We start from the raw sequence: 15,437 nt of genomic DNA, 5'->3' as shown, positions 1-15,437 counted from the left end.
GGGGGGGGGCGCGCGCCCCCCCCCCCCCCCCCCCCCCCCCCCCCCCCCCCCCCCCCCCCCCCCCCCCCCCCCCGCGGGGGGGGGGGGGGGGCCCCCCCCCGCCCCCCCCCCCCCCCCCACGAAAGACCCTAGCCAGCCTCCCGGTAGGCGGCGGCCTCCTCCAGGTCCAGCCTGCGCAGCAGCGTCCGCAGCATCTCGTCGTCGATGTGGCGGCCGTCGCGCAGCCGCACGAAGACCTCCCGCTCGGCGCTGATCACCTCGCGGGACAGCCGGCGGTAGGTGTCGTCGACGGTCTCGCCGGTGACCGGGTTGACCTGCCCGAGGCGTTCCCAGACGGCGTTGCGGCGGCGCTCGAGGACGGTGCGCAGGCGGTCGGCGAGGGGCGGGGGCAGGGCGTTGCGTTCGTCGGACAGCAGCTCCTCCAGCCGCTGCTCGGCGACCCGGGAGGCCTGGGCCTGAGCGTTGGCCTCGGCGAGGGTCGCGGCCTGCGGATCGGGGGCGGGGAACTTGAGCAGGCGGATCAGCGGGGGCAGGGTCAGTCCCTGCACGACCAGGGTGCCGATGACCGTGGTGAAGGTCAGGAAGAGGATCAGGTTGCGGTGCGGGAAGGGCGCCCCGCCGTGGTCCACGGTGACGGGGATGGAGAAGGCGATGGCCAGTGAGACCACTCCGCGCATGCCGGCCCAGCCGATGACGACCGGCCCCCGCCAGGTCGGGTTCTCCTCGCGCGCGCGGACGCGTGCCGACAGCAGCCGGGGCAGGAAGGTCGCCGGGTACACCCACAGGAAGCGGACCGCGACGACCACGAGGAAGAGGGCGGCCGCGTACAGACCGGCGTCCAGACCCTCGTAGTCGCCGAGGCCCCTGAGGACGATCTGGAGTTGCAGGCCGATGAGGGCGAAGACCGCAGACTCCAGCACGAAGGCGACCATCTTCCACACCGCCTCCTCCTGGAGCCGGGTGGCGAAGTCGACCTCCCACGCGCGGTGGCCGAGGTAGAGGGCGACGACGACGACGGCGATGACGCCGGAGGCGTGGAACTGCTCGGCGGTCGCGTACGCGACGAACGGAATGAGCAGGGAGAGGGTGTTCTGGAGGAGCGGTTCCTTCAGGTGGGTGCGCAGCCAGTGCAGCGGGACCATCAGGATCAGGCCGACGGCGGTGCCGCCGACCGCCGCGACCAGGAACTCCTCGATCCCGCCGGCCCAGGACGCGCCCTCGCCGACGACGACCGCGAGGGCCACCTTGTAGGCGGTGATCGCGGTCGCGTCGTTCAGCAGGGACTCGCCCTGGAGGATCGTGGTCACCTTCGACGGCAGGCCCACCCGGCGTGCCACCGCCGTCGCCGCGACCGCGTCCGGCGGCGCCACCACCGCGCCCAGCACCAGCGCCGCGGTCAGCGGCAGTCCGGGGACGATCAGATAGGCGGCCCACCCGACGGCGAGCGTCGCGAAGAGGACGTACCCGACCGACAGCAGGGCCACGGGCCGCAGCTGGGCGCGCAGGTCGAGGTACGAGCTGTCGGTGGCGGAGGTGTACAGCAGCGGGGGCAGCAGGAGCGGCAGCACGATGTCGGGGTCGAGGGTGTAGTCCGGCACCCCGGGGACGTACGACACGGCCAGGCCGACGGCGACGAGCAGCAGCGGCGCCGGCACCGGTGTGCGCCGGGCCGCCGCGGCGACCGCCGCGCTGCCCGCCACCAGCAACAGCAATGGCATCACGTCCATGTCCCGCCCACCCTCGTTTTTCCGCGCGATCGTCCGTACGACCGTCGTAATCTGGCAATCATGAAACAGTGCACGCACGCCGAAGCGCTGCCGCACCCCGAACCCGTCCCGCTCGGCGAGACGTGTCCGGAGTGCCTGCGGGACGGCACCGACCCGGTGCAACTACGGCTCTGCATGACGTGCGGCCACGTGGGCTGCTGCGACTCCTCACCGGGCCGGCACGCCACAGAGCACTACAAGGACTCGGGTCATCCGATCATGCGGACCTTCGAACCCGGTGAGAACTGGCGCTGGTGCTTCGTCGACCACGTCCTCGTCTGAGCCGTGCCGGGGACGGTCCGTCCGTCGACCGGGTACGGTTCGGGCATCTGACGCCTGGGTACGTCAACCCGGCGCGCCCTCTTCCCTTTTGGGCCGGCAGACCCCTAGACACGGAGCGTATTCACAGCTTTACTGTGAGTGACGACGAGGGGTCGGGGTCCCGGGGACAGGACGGATGAGGGCGCGGTAGCGTCACCGCTGCACCACACACGCGTTATCCCGGGGGGCGACCCTCGGCCCCCGGAAAGCTTGTACCACCTTGGAGGTGAGGGTGTCCCAGATCGCAGGCGAGCCCGCGACCCAGGACTTCGTGGAAGTCCGGCTGCCGGCTGCGGGTGCCTACCTGTCGGTGCTGCGGACGGCCACGGCCGGCCTCGCGGCCCGTTTGGACTTCACCCTGGACGAGATCGAGGACCTGCGCATCGCGGTGGACGAGGCCTGCGCGATCCTGCTCCAGCAGGCCGTGCCCGGTTCGGTGCTCAGTTGCGTCTTCCGTCTGATCGACGACTCGCTGGAGGTGACCGTCTCGGCGCCGACCACCGACGGGCACGCCCCCGCGCGCGACACGTTCGCGTGGACCGTGCTGTCCGCCCTCGCGGGCAAGGTGTCCTCCGCCGTGGACGAGGACAGAACCGTTTCGATCAGCCTCTACAAACAGCGCGGCGCGGGACCCGGGCCGGCGTGACGAACGGGGACGGGCCGGTGCGGGACGAAGAGCGCGGCACATGGGAGCTGCCGGCCGAGAGCGCCGGGACGGCGGTCTCGGCGGGCGGTTCCCGACGCATGGCGGACGGCATCGACGGCATTCCCGAGCAGGCCCGGCCGCATCCGGAGGACGACCCGGCCTCCGCGGGGACCGGCTTCCCGGAAAGTGCCGAGCAGGAGCCGCCTCGGGAGAGGCGGATCGGGGGCACCCCAGGCCGGGCCGAGGAAGAGGCTCGACAGAGGGCGACGGGCGGGACGATGAGCGAGCACGAGCGAGACCACGAAGACGGCGGCGTGCCGGGCACGCGGCACGAGCCCCAGCAGCCCGCGCCGCACCGGCTCGCGCCCCAGCAGCCGGTGCCCCCGGCGCGCGAGCCCCAGGACCGCAGCGGGGCGCGCGCGAAGTTCGTCGAGCTGCGCGGGCTGAAGGAGGGCAGCCCGGAGTACGCGGAGCTGCGCAACCAGCTGGTCCGCATGCACCTGCCGCTCGTCGAGCACCTCGCGCGCCGCTTCCGCAACCGCGGGGAGCCACTGGACGACCTCACCCAGGTCGCCACCATCGGCCTGATCAAGTCGGTCGACCGCTTCGACCCGGACCGCGGCGTGGAGTTCTCGACGTACGCGACGCCGACGGTCGTCGGTGAGATCAAGCGGCACTTCCGTGACAAGGGCTGGGCGGTGCGGGTGCCGCGCCGGCTCCAGGAGCTGCGGCTGTCGCTGACGACGGCCACGGCCGAGCTGTCCCAGCTGCACGGCCGCTCGCCGACCGTGCACGAGCTGGCCGAGAAGCTGGCGATCTCGGAGGAGGAGGTCCTGGAGGGCCTGGAGTCGGCCAACGCCTACTCCACCCTGTCGCTCGACGTCCCCGACACCGACGACGAGTCCCCGGCGGTCGCCGACACCCTCGGCGCCGAGGACGAGGCGCTGGAGGGCGTCGAGTACCGCGAGTCGCTCAAGCCGCTCCTGGAGGACCTGCCGCCGCGCGAGAAGCGGATCCTGCTGCTGCGTTTCTTCGGCAACATGACGCAGTCGCAGATCGCGCAGGAGGTCGGCATCTCCCAGATGCACGTCTCCCGCCTGCTGGCGCGCACGCTGGCCCAGCTGCGGGAGAAGCTGCTCGTCGAGGAGTGACCCTGCTGCGGCAGGGGCCCGCCGCGGCCGCTACTTCTTCTCTCCGCCGCCGGCGTTGCCGGGCCCCCGGATGCCGAGGGCCCGGGTCGTCTCGCCGTTGACGATCAGGACCAGCGCGGCAACGGCGGCGGCGGCCAGCGCGATGCCCGCCGGGATGGCCATGCTGTCGGCCTGGAGCAGGTTGTAGGCGACGGGCAGCGCCATGATCTGGGTGATGACGGCCGGTCCGCGGCTCCAGCTCCGGCAGCCCAGCAGCCCGCGGGCGGCGAGCAGGGGCAACAGGGCGAGGACCACCAGCGTCACCCCGCCGGTGACGGCCTGCTGCCGGTCGTCGGGTTCACCGGTGATGCCGAGGACGAGGATCCAGAGCCCGCCGACGACCAGCGCCAGCCCTTCCAGGGCGACGAGCGCGGCGGCGTACGTCAGACGGCGCGGGCGGGGGCCCGCGGGTTCCGTGCCTTCCGCGTTCCCGGCGTTCTCCGTGGTCTTCGGGGTCTTCGGGGTGGCGGGGTTCTGCTCGCTGCTCACCCCAGAAGGGTAGCCGCCGTTCCCCGGACCGTCCCTGTGCCCCTCCGGCCCCGCGCACCCCGTCGTGTCACGGCTCACGCCGTGGGTGCGGGCCGATCCCCGTTCGGCCTTGTGCCTCGGTACCACCCAGTAGGTACGCTGCCCTGCATGCGTGCACTTCTCGTGGTCAATCCGGCGGCAACCACTACCAGTGCACGGACGCGTGACGTCCTCATCCACGCGCTCGCCAGCGAGATGAAGCTGGAGGCGGTCACCACCGAGTACCGCGGGCACGCGCGGGACCTGGGGCGGCAGGCCGCGCAGAGCGACGACATAGACATGGTCGTCGCCCTCGGCGGTGACGGCACCGTCAACGAGGTGGTCAACGGGCTGCTGCACGCCGGCCCCGACCCCGAGAACCTGCCGGGCATCGCCGTGGTCCCCGGCGGCTCCACCAATGTCTTCGCCCGTGCCCTCGGCCTGCCCAACGATCCGGTCGAGGCGACCGGCGCCCTGCTGGACGCCCTGCGCGAGGGCAGGGAGCGCACGGTCGGACTGGGGCTCGCCTCCGGTACGCCGGGCACGGAGGACGAGGCGGTGCCGGCGCGCTGGTTCACCTTCAACGCCGGTCTCGGTTTCGACGCCGGAGTCGTCGGCCGGGTCGAACAACAGCGTGAGCGCGGCCGGAGATCCACCCACGCGCTCTACGTCCGCCAGGCCGTGCGCCAGCTCCTCGGCGAGCCGCAGCGCCGGCACGGTTCGATCACACTGGAGCGGCCGGGCGCGGACCCGGTGACCGATTTGGTGCTGTCCATCGTGTGCAACACGGCTCCGTGGACCTATCTGGGCAATCGCCCGGTGTACGCCTCACCTAAGGCCTCGTTCGATATCGGGCTCGACGTACTCGGTCTCAGCCGCCTGTCCACGGCTTCCGTTGTCCGGTATGGGACCCAGTTGCTCACTTCGTCCCCCGAGCGGGGACCCCATGGCAAGCATGCCGTGTCCCTGCACGATCTGGACCACTTCACCTTGCATTCGAAGGTCCCGCTGCCCCTCCAGATGGACGGTGACCACCTGGGGCTGCGTACCAGCGTGACGTTCACAGGCGTACGCCGTGCACTGCGTGTGATTGTGTGAGCAGAAAGGGCTGAAGTCCTTTCACTCGAACGTTTAGACCAGGGTCCACCCCATGGAAGTACGGCTGTGACCTAGTCGACACCGAGGAATCAAAAAAAACTTTCCGGAAGGGGTTGTATCCGCCGCTGAGGTTTGCGAGTCTCTACGTGGCGATCGGGACGGCCCGCAGGACCGGCCTCCACTGATCACCGGAACCCCTCTTCAATCCACAGGACCGCGCCAGGGAACCTGGCTGATGGCCCTTCACTTGTTGAGGGATTCGTGAAAGCGTTCACATTCACAAGCAACGTGCATGTAATACCAAGGAGAGGTAGCAGCCATGGACTGGCGTCACAACGCCGTTTGCCGCGAGGAAGACCCCGAGCTCTTCTTCCCCATCGGCAACACCGGTCCTGCGCTGCTGCAGATCGAGGAAGCCAAGGCCGTCTGCCGTCGCTGCCCCGTTATGGATCAGTGTCTGCAGTGGGCGCTCGAGTCCGGCCAGGACTCCGGCGTCTGGGGTGGCCTCAGCGAGGACGAGCGCCGCGCGATGAAGCGCCGCGCCGCCCGCAACCGGGCCCGCCAGGCATCCGCCTGACGACACCCGCCCCGCAAGCCTGAGCTTGGCGGCGCGTACAGCGTGTACGCATCTCCCGCCCCCGAGCCGCAGCGCGCAGTACCCCCGATGCGCAGCACCCGCTGGCAACGAGCATTCGAGCCCCGGACCCCTGGACGGTCCGGGGCTTCTTGCTGTGCCCGGCCGGGAGTCACTTCTGCGCCCGCACCGGAATGTCCAGGATCACCTGCGTACCGCGCTCCGGCGCCGGGACCATGTCGAAGGATCCCCCCAACTCCCCCTCCACCAGAGTCCGTACGATCTGGAGGCCGAGGTTGCCCGAGGTGTGCGGGTCGAATCCCTCGGGCAGGCCGACGCCGTCGTCCTGGACCGTGACCAGCAGGCGGCCCTCCTTGGTGGTGCCGCCGCGGACCGCCGATACCTCGACCGTGCCGGTGTCGCCCTCGCGGAAGCCGTGCTCCAGCGCGTTCTGGAGGATCTCGGTGAGCACCATGGACAGCGGGGTGGCGACCTCCGCGTCGAGGATGCCGAAGCGTCCGGTGCGCCGGCCGGTCACCTTGCCCGGCGAGATCTCCGCGACCATCGCCAGGACACGGTCGGCGATCTCGTCGAACTCCACGCGCTCGTCCAGGTTCTGGGACAGCGTCTCATGGACGATGGCGATCGAGCCGACACGTCGGACCGCCTCCTCCAGGGCCTCCCTGCCCCGCTCGGACTCGATCCGGCGGGCCTGGAGCCGGAGGAGGGCGGCCACGGTCTGGAGGTTGTTCTTCACCCGGTGGTGGATCTCCCGGATGGTCGCGTCCTTGGTGATCAACTCACGCTCGCGGCGGCGCAGTTCGGTGACGTCCCGGAGCAGGACGAGCGAACCGATGCGGGTGCCCTTGGGCTTGAGCGGGATGGCCCGGAACTGGATGACGCCGTCGTGCGCCTCGATCTCGAACTCGCGCGGCGCCCAGCCGCTGGCGACCTTGGCGAGCGCCTCGTCCACCGGGCCCCGGGTGGGGGCGAGTTCGGCGGTGGTCAGGCCGAGGTTGTGGCCGACCAGGTCGGAGGCGAGGCCCATCCGGTGGTAGGCGGAGAGCGCGTTCGGGGAGGCGTACTGGACGACCCCGTCGGCGTCGAGGCGGATCAGGCCGTCGCCGACGCGCGGGGCCGCGTCCATGTCCATCTGCTGGTCGGGGAACGGGAAGGAACCGGCCGCGATCATCTGCGCCAGGTCGGAGGCGCTCTGGAGGTAGGTCAGCTCCAGGCGGCTCGGGGTGCGCACGGTGAGCAGGTTGGTGTTGCGGGCGATCACGCCGAGCACCCGGCCCTCGCGCCGCACGGGGATGGACTCGACCCGGACGGGGACCTCCTCGCGCCACTCCGGGTCGCCCTCGCGCACGATCCGGCCCTCGTCGAGGGCGGCGTCCAGCAGGGGGCGGCGGCCGCGCGGGACGAGGTGGCCGACCATGTCGTCCTGGTAGGAGGTGGGTCCGGTGTTGGGGCGCATCTGGGCGACGGAGACGTAGCGGGTGCCGTCGCGCGTGGGGACCCACAGGACCAGGTCGGCGAAGGAGAGGTCGGAGAGCAGCTGCCACTCCGAGACCAGCAGGTGCAGCCACTCGAGGTCGGAGTCGCCGAGTGCGGTGTGCTGGCGTACGAGTTCGTTCATGGAGGGCACGCCTGCGAGCGTACCTGGGGGTATGTGCGGGGCCTAAAACCGCCGGCGGCACGCGCCCGGAGACACCCGCGGGCCGCGGCGCCTGAGAGGGACCCTCAGCCCTCCCGGCACCGCAGCCCGGAGCAATACCGGCCGCGGGGTGTGCGGTCCCGTCGGCCGACGGTGAGGATCCGGGGCAGTCAGGGCAGAGAGCTCCGGGTCCTCGGTCCGCCTTCCTGTGCGGGGAAGGCGGAAGTCTGCTGTGCGACCCCACCATTGTGGACTAGACCACTTTGGCTGTCCATGCGCGGGAGCCTGTGCGTTCGTCAGCCGGGGCGGATATTCGGACGCCCTAGCATCCATGACGCAGCCTAGCCTGTGCGGGCCCCTCTGCGGAGCCCGATGACGGGGCGGTTTCCGGACCGCTCGGGAACCGGCCGGCCTCCACCGCCGCCGCGACCCCTCTCCCGCCGCCTCCGGCTCCGCCGCCACCTGGGCGGGGATACCCGGTTCTGTTAGATTGGTCTAAACCACATAGGCCCTTTCGGGCCCCGTCGAGCCCCTCTCCAGAACGGCAGGCCAGCGTGGAAGTTGTCATCGTTGCGGACGCCAGGTCGGGCGGCGAACTCGTCGCCGAGGCCATCGCACAGCTGCTGCGGCGCAAGCCCGACGCCCTGCTCGGCGTGGCCACCGGTTCCACCCCGCTGCCCGTCTACCAGGCGTTGACGGCCCGGGTGCGGTCCGGCGCCGTCGACACCTCGCGGGCGCGCATCGCCCAGCTCGACGAATACGTCGGCCTGCCCGCCGAGCACCCCGAGTCCTACCGCTCGGTGCTGCGCCGGGAGGTGCTGGAGCCGCTCGGCATCGGCATGGACGCCTTTCTGGGGCCGGACGGCACCGCCGAGGACGTACAGGCCGCGTGCGAGGCCTACGACCGGGCGCTGGCGGCGGCCGGCGGGGTCGACCTCCAGCTGCTCGGGATCGGGACGGACGGGCACATCGGGTTCAACGAGCCCTGTTCCTCGCTGGCCTCCCGTACGCGGATCAAGACGCTCACCGAGCAGACCCGGATCGACAACGCGCGGTTCTTCGACGGGGACATCGAACAGGTCCCGCACCACGTCGTCACCCAGGGCATCGGGACCATCCTGGAGGCACGGCACCTGGTGCTGCTCGCCACCGGCGAGGGCAAGGCGGACGCCGTCGCCGCGACCGTCGAGGGACCGGTGGCGGCCGTCTGCCCCGCCTCGGCACTCCAACTGCACCCGCACGCGACCGTCGTCGTCGACGAGGGTGCCGCGTCCAAGCTGAAGCTCGCGGACTACTTCCGTCACACCTACGCCCACAAGCCCGGTTGGCAGGGAATCTGAGGCCCGGTCCCCGCGCGACGCCACAGGCGCCGGATCCCTTAGAAGGGATCCGGCGCCTGTCCTGTCGCAGGGGCTGTCACCCGCCCGCGATGACCTCCGCAGCCGCCCGCCCGCAGACCCGGGCCGCGCCGTGGGTGGCGAGGTGGAGGGCGCCGCGGGCCGGGGACCGGGGGACGCCCATCTCGACGACGATCGTGTCGGGGCGGGCGGCGAGGAGGACGTCCAGGGCCGCCGTCATCCAGGGGTGGCGGTGCTCGTCGCGGACCACGGCCACGATCCGCCGCTCTCCGGCCGCGATCAGTGCCGCGTGTCCCGCGTCCTCGCCGGCGAAGCCGTCCGTCTCGGTGCCGGGCAGGAGCCGGGCGAGCTCCGCGGCCACGCCCCAGGGCGTCTCGTCGCCCACGGCGATGTTGGCGACCGGGGTGAGGGCGGCCACGTACGGGGCGTCGGTGAGCGGGGTGAAGGGGCCGGCGGCGGTGCGGCGCAGGGCGCGGCGGGCGGCGACGAGGCCGATGTCGGGGTGCGCGCCGGCCCGGCCTGCGGACGGGGAGGCCGCGGCGGAGGCGGTCCAGCGGGCCAGGGCGCGGACCCGCTGGGCCGCGTCGGCGAGGCGTTCCTCCGGGAGGTCGCCGGTGCGGACCGCGGCGACGAGGGCGTCGCGCAGGCGTCGTACCGTCTCGTCGTCGGCGAGGCCGCCGCCCACGCAGATGGCGTCGGCACCGGCCGCGACGGCCAGGACGCTGCCGCGCTCGATGCCGTAGGTGCCGGCGATCGCCCGCATCTCCATGCCGTCGGTGACGATCAGGCCGTCGTAGCCGAGTTCGCCGCGCAGCAGGTCCGTCAGGACGCGGCGGGACAGGGTCGCCGGGTGGTCCGGGTCCAGGGCCGGGACCAGGATGTGCGCGCTCATCACGGCCCGGCTGCCGGCCGCGATGGCGGCGCGGAACGGGGCCAGTTCGCGCTCGGCCAGCACGGCCGGGTCCACGTCGATGCGGGGCAGGGAGAGGTGGGAGTCGACGGCCGTGTCCCCGTGGCCGGGGAAGTGCTTGGTGCAGGCGGCGACGCCGGCCGCCTGCAGGCCGGTGACGTAGGCCGCGGTGTGCCGGGCGACCAGGCCGGGGTCGGCGCCGAAGGACCGTACGCCGATCACCGGGTTGTCGGGGTTGGAGTTCACGTCGGCCGAGGGGGCCCAGTTGAGGTCGACCCCGCAGGCCGCGAGGCGGCGGCCCAGCTCGAAGGCGACCTGCCGGGTCAGGTCCACGTCGTCCACCGCGCCCAGGGCGTGGTTGCCGGGGAAGCTGGAGCCGGTCCGCACCTCGAGGCGGGTGACGTCGCCGCCCTCCTCGTCGATCGCGACGAGCACGTCGTCGCGTTCGGCGCGCAGCTGTGAGGTCAGCGCGGCGAGTTGTTCGGCGGAGGCGATGTTGCGGCCGAACAGGCCGACCGCGGCCAGGCCCTCGCCGAGCCGGCGCAGCAGCCAGTCGGGGGCGCTGGTGCCGGCGAAGCCGGGCTGCAGGACTGTCAGGGCGTCACGCGTCAGAGTGTCGGTGCCGCTGGCGAGTGTCGTCATCGGGGGCGTTATCCCTTCACGGCGCCCGCGGTGAGACCCGCGGCCATCTTGCGCTGGACGAGGAGGAACAGCACGACGATCGGCACGGCCATCATGGTGGCGCCGGCCATCATCGGGGCGTACTCGGTGCCGTGCTTGGTGGAGAAGTTGCTCAGCCAGACGGTGGCGGTCTGGTTCTTCTGGCTGAGCAGCATCAGGGCGTAGAGGTACTCGTTCCAGGCCTGGATGAAGCCGTAGACCGAGGTGGCGACCATGCCGGGGGCGAGCAGCGGGAAGACGACGCGGACGAAGGCGCCGGTGCGGGAGCAGCCGTCGACCATCGCGGCCTCCTCCAGCTCCTTCGGGATGTTGACGATGAAGCCGCGCAGGGTCCACACGGTGAAGGGCAGGATGAAGGTCAGGTAGGTGATGATCAGGCCGGTCAGCCGGTCGTACTGGCCCAGGTCGTTCAGGAGCAGGAAGACCGGGATGATCATGGCGACCAGCGGGACCATCTGGACCGCGAGGATGCCGACGATCACGATCTTGCGGCCGCGGAAGGCGAACCGGGAGATGGCGAGGGCGGCCAGCATGCCGACGACGACGCCGATCGCGACGACCGCGAGCGAGACGACGAGGCTGCGGGCGACCGGGCCCCAGAAGTCGGCGATGTCCATCGCCCGGCCGAAGTTGGAGAGGGTCAGCGAGGTGGGCAGCAGGCTCGGGTCCGGGTCGATGGCGTCCTTCGCCGGCTTGAACGCGGTGTTGAGCATCCAGTAGACGGGGAAGCCGGCGACGACGAAGACCAGGAGGCCGACGAGGTTCCAGCCGAGCTTGGACCTCCGGCGGCCCGGGCCGCCGGAGCCGCTCTTCGCGGTGGCGATGGCGCTCATTCGACCTCTCCGATCTTCAGCATCTGGCGCATGTACACGGCGACCACGCCGAGCAGCAGGAGCACGGTGATCAGGGCGATCGCCGAGCCCTGGCCGTAGTCGTTGACGACGAAGGCGCGGTCGTAGGAGTACGTCGTCAGCAGTTGGAACTCGGCCTCGGGATGGCCGTTGCGCATGACGAAGACCTGCGGGAAGACGCCCATGTCCCAGATGACCGACAGGGTCGTGAGCATCACGATGATCGGTTTGAGGATGGGCAGGGTGACGTACCGGAAGACGCCCCAGGCGCCGGCGCCGTCGAGGCGGGCGGCCTCCTCCAGTTCCTTGGGGACCTGGGTGAGACCGGCGCTGAGGGTGATCACGACGAACGGGACGGCTCCCCAGATCACCAGCAGCATGATCACGGCCAGGCCCTGCGGCCCGCTCGCGAACCAGTTGTGGCCGATCAGGTCGACGCCGGGCAGCCTGCTCAGGACCGCGTTGAGGATGCCGTAGTCCGCGTCGAACAGCCACTTGAAGACCGTGGTGGCCACGATGATCGGCATGCCCCAGCTGGCCACCAGCGCGATGTTGACGAGCGTCTTCACCCAGCCGGACACCCGCTGGAGCAGCAGCGCGATCAGCATGCCGACGACCATCGTGAAGATGACGCAGCCGGCCGCGAAGACGATCGTGCGCACGACGACCGCCCAGAACTCGCCGTCGCCCAGCACCTTGGTGAAGTTGTCGAACCCGACCGACTCGGCCGGCTGGAAGCCCCACAGCTGGGACTGCCCGAACTTCTGGAAGGAGAGGGTGACCAGGCGGACGAGCGGATAGCCCATCACCAGCAGGAGGACCAGCAGGCAGGGGGCGAGCAGCAGCCAGGGGGTCCCGGCGCCGGCGGAGGTCCCCTCGGCGCGGGGCCGCCGTGGTGCGGGCGGCGGTGGCGGTGCGGGCCGCGGCGGCGGCACCTTGGCGGGGGTGGTCGTGTCTGCGGCACTCATCGCGCGCTCCTCAGCGGTCCCTCAGGTCGTACGGAGGCCGGGCCCCGTGGGTGTACGGCGGCGCACCCCCGCGGATGTACGGCGGCCGGGGCCCCGCGGGTCGGACGGGAGGCGAAGCCCCGCGGGTCGAACGGCGGCGGAGCCCCCGCAGGTCGAAGGCGGGGCGAGGCCCCGCGGGCCGGACGGGCGGCGGGGCCCCGTGAGCCGGACGGCGGCAGAGTCCCCGCGGGGCCACGGGGGCCGGGCCCCGTCAGGCGGGCGGGGCGGACGCCCCGCAGGTGGTACGGACGGCGGGGCTCCGCCGCGGCGGAGCCCCGTTTGTCGTCACTTGGTGTTGATGACCTTGTCGATCGCGGCGTCCGCCTCCTTGGCGGCCTCCTCGACGGTCTTCTTGCCGGTGCCGATGCTCTGCAGCATGGTCTGGAGGACCTGGGCCTTCTCGACCTGGCCCCAGCCGGGCGCCATCGGGACGAACCAGTTGGACTCGGCCGCAGTGGCCGGAACGGCCGTCTTGGGGTCGTTCTTCAGGGTCGCGAGGTCGGTCTTGTTGTTGGGCAGGTTGCCCTTGGCCATCAGGCCCTTCTGGCCGGCGGGACCGGTGAACGCGTTGATCCACTCGGCGGCGAGTTCCTGCGCGTCCGACTTGACCGGGACGGCGAGGTCGGAACCGCCCAGGAAGACGGGGAGGTTCTTGCCGGACGGGCCGGGCATCACGAAGTTCTCGAGGTTGCCCTTGAGCTTGCCGCTCTTGTCGTTCTCGGGGGCCTCGGCGGTCCCGCCCTCCCAGGCCGCGCCGAAGATCATGCCGGACTTGCCCTGGCCGTAGACGATGTAGCGGTCGGACTCGTCCTTGGTCTTGTCGCCGTGCATGTACGTGTCGACGACGTTCTTGAACTCGGTGAGGCCCTTGACGGACTCGGGCGAGGAGAGGTTGCCCTTCCACTGGCCGCCCTCCTCCTTCGCGATGGAGCCGCCGGCGTCGTGGACGAAGGACATGGCCGCGTACCAGTCGCGGGTGGGCTGGTACCAGGCGCTGAACTTGTCGCCCTCCTTCTTCTGGACCTTGTCCAGGGCGGCGGTCAGCTCCGCGTAGGTCTTCGGGGCCGCCTTGACGCCGGCGGCGGCGAAGAGGTCCTTGCGCCAGTTGCCGACGCGGCCACCCGCGTAGTACGGCACGCCGTAGGTCTTGTCCTCGTACGTCACCGAGGCCTTGAGGCCGTCCAGCCAGGCGGAGGAGTTGTCGAACGCGGCGGCGTCCAGGGGGGCGAAGGCGCCCTTGACCATGTAGCCGAGCATCTCGGTGTTGCCCATCTCGACCACGTCGGGGGCCTTGTCGGTGGCGAGCACCGCGTCGAGCTTGGCGTTCTTGTCGGGCCAGCCGTAGTACTCGTGGGTGATCTTGACGCCGGGGTGCTTCTTCTGCACCGCCGCGTCCGCGGCCTTCACCAGGTCGGGCCAGTTGTTCTGCGCGTCGACGGTCAGCCAGACCGTCAGCTCCTTGGCGTCGGCGCCCTTGTCCGAGCCCCCGCTGTCCTTGTCGTCCCCGCACGCCGCGATGGAGACCATCATGCCCGCGATACCGATCGCGGCTATCAGCTTGCGCTTCACGCCAACCCTCCTCAGGGATGCCACAAACCCCCCTGCCTCCCCGCCGCGGTCGAGCGTCAACGCGTACCGTCCGTGGGGCCAGGACCTGGACCAATGGTGTAGACCAGTACCGGGAGCTTGGCTCAGACCAATAGGGCTGTCAAGGGTGTTCGACCGGGGCCGAGTCGTCCGTTACGGGACCGCGATATGCAGGGACTTTTCAATTCGGGGGCGACTGATCGGCCCCCTCAGGTGGAACGAACCAGCCACGCGCGAGGGCGTGCTGGACTAGACCAACGGAGGTCCCAGAGGTATACAGAGGAGATCACGGAGCGCGCGAGGTCACCGCACTGGATACCCCGCCCACGAACCCGTGCCACGATGTGAGCCATGGCCGACGCAACGTCGGCCGGTTCGGCACCCGGAGCCGGGAAGGCAGGCCATGAGCACCGACGTCAGCAGTGCGGAGAACGAGGGTGGGGCGACCGTCCGTACCGCGCGCGTGCCCAAGTACTACCGCCTGAAGAAGCACCTCCTCGACATGACCGAGACGCAGTCGCCCGGCACGCCGGTGCCGCCCGAGCGCACGCTGGCGGCCGAGTTCGACACCTCGCGCACCACCGTGCGCCAGGCGCTCCAGGAGCTGGTCGTCGAGGGCAGGCTGGAGCGCATCCAGGGCAAGGGCACCTTCGTCGCCAAGCCGAAGGTCTCCCAGGCGCTCCAACTCACGTCGTACACCGAGGACATGCGCGCCCAGGGCCTCGAACCCACCTCGCAGCTGCTGGAGATCGGCTACATCACGGCCGACGACCGCCTCGCCGAGCTGCTCGACATCACCGCGGGCGGCCGCGTGCTGCGCATCGAACGGCTGCGCATGGCCAACGGCGAGCCGATGGCCATCGAGACCACCCACCTGTCGGCCAAGCGCTTCCCGGCCCTGCGCAGGTCGCTGGTGAGGTACACGTCCCTCTACACCGCGCTCGCCGAGGTCTACGACGTCCACCTGGCCGAGGCCGAGGAGACCATCGAGACCTCCCTGGCCACCCCGCGCGAGGCGGGCCTGCTCGGCACGGACGTCGGCCTGCCGATGCTGATGCTGTCCCGCCACTCCGTGGACAAGGAGGGCCGGCCGGTGGAGTGGGTGCGGTCGGTGTACCGGGGGGACCGGTACAAGTTCGTCGCACGGCTCAAGCGGCCTGTGGACTAGCTCTGTTGAGGCACTTCGCGGAGCGGCGGGACCGATATCCGGACGAGGTCTTCCGCTTCCCTTTATCCGTCCCCTACATTTCGTGCGCGTCGCACGTGATCTGCTAGGGGACGGAG

General features: G+C 71.1%; 14 protein-coding genes. 7 read left to right on the top strand and 7 right to left on the bottom strand.

The window, feature by feature from the left end:
- Positions 1–128: 128 nt before the first annotated feature.
- Complete coding sequence (locus ACIP5W_RS02685) at positions 129–1,727, bottom strand: Na+/H+ antiporter (protein WP_401465589.1); 1,599 nt, start codon at positions 1,725–1,727, stop codon at positions 129–131.
- 60 nt (positions 1,728–1,787) lie between these two features.
- Here ACIP5W_RS02685 and ACIP5W_RS02680 point away from each other — a divergent pair, with 60 nt between their 5' ends.
- From ACIP5W_RS02680 to ACIP5W_RS02670, 3 genes are all read left to right on the top strand, one after another.
- Complete coding sequence (locus ACIP5W_RS02680; RefSeq protein ID WP_401465586.1) at positions 1,788–2,048, top strand: UBP-type zinc finger domain-containing protein; 261 nt, start codon at positions 1,788–1,790, stop codon at positions 2,046–2,048.
- A 271-nt stretch (positions 2,049–2,319) separates the two neighbouring features.
- A complete protein-coding gene (locus ACIP5W_RS02675) occupies positions 2,320–2,733 on the top strand; it encodes an anti-sigma regulatory factor (RefSeq protein WP_363091016.1) in 414 nt (137 codons plus the stop codon).
- Complete coding sequence (locus ACIP5W_RS02670; protein WP_401465581.1) at positions 2,730–3,884, top strand: SigB/SigF/SigG family RNA polymerase sigma factor; 1,155 nt, start codon at positions 2,730–2,732, stop codon at positions 3,882–3,884. Before ACIP5W_RS02675 ends, ACIP5W_RS02670 begins: the two co-directional genes overlap by 4 nt.
- A gap of 30 nt (positions 3,885–3,914) precedes the next feature.
- Here the strand turns inward: ACIP5W_RS02670 and ACIP5W_RS02665 are convergent, their stop codons facing one another.
- Positions 3,915–4,412, bottom strand: coding sequence for a hypothetical protein (locus ACIP5W_RS02665; RefSeq protein ID WP_401465578.1), 498 nt, complete (start codon positions 4,410–4,412; stop codon positions 3,915–3,917).
- A gap of 147 nt (positions 4,413–4,559) precedes the next feature.
- Here ACIP5W_RS02665 and ACIP5W_RS02660 point away from each other — a divergent pair, with 147 nt between their 5' ends.
- Both ACIP5W_RS02660 and ACIP5W_RS02655 read left to right on the top strand, forming a co-directional pair.
- A complete protein-coding gene (locus ACIP5W_RS02660; protein WP_401465575.1) occupies positions 4,560–5,528 on the top strand; it encodes a diacylglycerol/lipid kinase family protein in 969 nt (322 codons plus the stop codon).
- A gap of 319 nt (positions 5,529–5,847) precedes the next feature.
- Positions 5,848–6,105, top strand: a complete 258-nt coding sequence (locus ACIP5W_RS02655; RefSeq protein ID WP_006142322.1) for a WhiB family transcriptional regulator — start codon at positions 5,848–5,850, stop codon at positions 6,103–6,105.
- 169 nt (positions 6,106–6,274) lie between these two features.
- On the opposite strand, the gene ACIP5W_RS02650 is transcribed toward ACIP5W_RS02655, so the two are convergent.
- Positions 6,275–7,741: a sensor histidine kinase gene (locus tag ACIP5W_RS02650; RefSeq protein ID WP_401465684.1), complete on the bottom strand. Its 1,467-nt coding sequence runs from the start codon at positions 7,739–7,741 to the stop codon at positions 6,275–6,277.
- 572 nt (positions 7,742–8,313) lie between these two features.
- Here ACIP5W_RS02650 and nagB point away from each other — a divergent pair.
- The gene (gene nagB, locus ACIP5W_RS02645) at positions 8,314–9,099 is read left to right on the top strand and encodes a glucosamine-6-phosphate deaminase (protein WP_401465572.1); all 786 of its coding nucleotides are present in this window, start codon (positions 8,314–8,316) and stop codon (positions 9,097–9,099) included.
- A 76-nt stretch (positions 9,100–9,175) separates the two neighbouring features.
- Here nagB and ACIP5W_RS02640 read toward each other — a convergent pair whose 3' ends face one another.
- From ACIP5W_RS02640 to ACIP5W_RS02625, 4 genes are all read right to left on the bottom strand, one after another.
- On the bottom strand, positions 9,176–10,669 hold the full coding sequence (locus ACIP5W_RS02640) for a glycoside hydrolase family 3 protein (RefSeq protein WP_401465569.1): 1,494 nt from the start codon (positions 10,667–10,669) through the stop codon (positions 9,176–9,178).
- Between the two features lie 8 nt (positions 10,670–10,677).
- Positions 10,678–11,541: a carbohydrate ABC transporter permease gene (locus ACIP5W_RS02635; protein ID WP_401465566.1), complete on the bottom strand. Its 864-nt coding sequence runs from the start codon at positions 11,539–11,541 to the stop codon at positions 10,678–10,680.
- The gene (locus ACIP5W_RS02630; RefSeq protein ID WP_401465563.1) at positions 11,538–12,527 is read right to left on the bottom strand and encodes a carbohydrate ABC transporter permease; all 990 of its coding nucleotides are present in this window, start codon (positions 12,525–12,527) and stop codon (positions 11,538–11,540) included. The genes ACIP5W_RS02635 and ACIP5W_RS02630 overlap by 4 nt, the downstream gene beginning before the upstream one ends.
- A 324-nt stretch (positions 12,528–12,851) precedes the next feature.
- Complete coding sequence (locus ACIP5W_RS02625) at positions 12,852–14,135, bottom strand: extracellular solute-binding protein (protein WP_401465560.1); 1,284 nt, start codon at positions 14,133–14,135, stop codon at positions 12,852–12,854.
- A 421-nt stretch (positions 14,136–14,556) separates the two neighbouring features.
- On the opposite strand from ACIP5W_RS02625, the gene ACIP5W_RS02620 reads away from it, so the two are divergent.
- Positions 14,557–15,321: a GntR family transcriptional regulator gene (locus tag ACIP5W_RS02620; RefSeq protein WP_401465557.1), complete on the top strand. Its 765-nt coding sequence runs from the start codon at positions 14,557–14,559 to the stop codon at positions 15,319–15,321.
- The last annotated feature ends 116 nt before the right edge of the window (positions 15,322–15,437 follow it).

The sequence above is a fragment of the Streptomyces sp. NPDC088766 genome, from assembly GCF_044750845.1.
In the GTDB taxonomy this organism is placed as follows: Bacteria; Actinomycetota; Actinomycetes; order Streptomycetales; family Streptomycetaceae; genus Streptomyces.
The sequence above is the reverse complement of the archived record's forward strand: the minus strand, read 5'-3'. Positions and strand labels throughout refer to the sequence as shown.

What these genes read in the sequence shown, in the direction of transcription:
- ACIP5W_RS02655 (WP_006142322.1), top strand. Translation starts at nt 5,848, where the DNA reads ATGGACTGGCGTCACAACGCCGTTTGCCGCGAGGAAGACCCCGAGCTC.
- ACIP5W_RS02635 (WP_401465566.1), bottom strand. Translation starts at nt 11,541, where the DNA reads ATGAGCGCCATCGCCACCGCGAAGAGCGGCTCCGGCGGCCCGGGCCGC.
- ACIP5W_RS02640 (WP_401465569.1), bottom strand. Translation starts at nt 10,669, where the DNA reads ATGACGACACTCGCCAGCGGCACCGACACTCTGACGCGTGACGCCCTG.
- ACIP5W_RS02650 (WP_401465684.1), bottom strand. Translation starts at nt 7,741, where the DNA reads ATGAACGAACTCGTACGCCAGCACACCGCACTCGGCGACTCCGACCTC.
- ACIP5W_RS02685 (WP_401465589.1), bottom strand. Translation starts at nt 1,727, where the DNA reads ATGGACGTGATGCCATTGCTGTTGCTGGTGGCGGGCAGCGCGGCGGTC.
- ACIP5W_RS02630 (WP_401465563.1), bottom strand. Translation starts at nt 12,527, where the DNA reads ATGAGTGCCGCAGACACGACCACCCCCGCCAAGGTGCCGCCGCCGCGG.
- ACIP5W_RS02620 (WP_401465557.1), top strand. Translation starts at nt 14,557, where the DNA reads ATGAGCACCGACGTCAGCAGTGCGGAGAACGAGGGTGGGGCGACCGTC.
- ACIP5W_RS02680 (WP_401465586.1), top strand. Translation starts at nt 1,788, where the DNA reads ATGAAACAGTGCACGCACGCCGAAGCGCTGCCGCACCCCGAACCCGTC.
- ACIP5W_RS02660 (WP_401465575.1), top strand. Translation starts at nt 4,560, where the DNA reads ATGCGTGCACTTCTCGTGGTCAATCCGGCGGCAACCACTACCAGTGCA.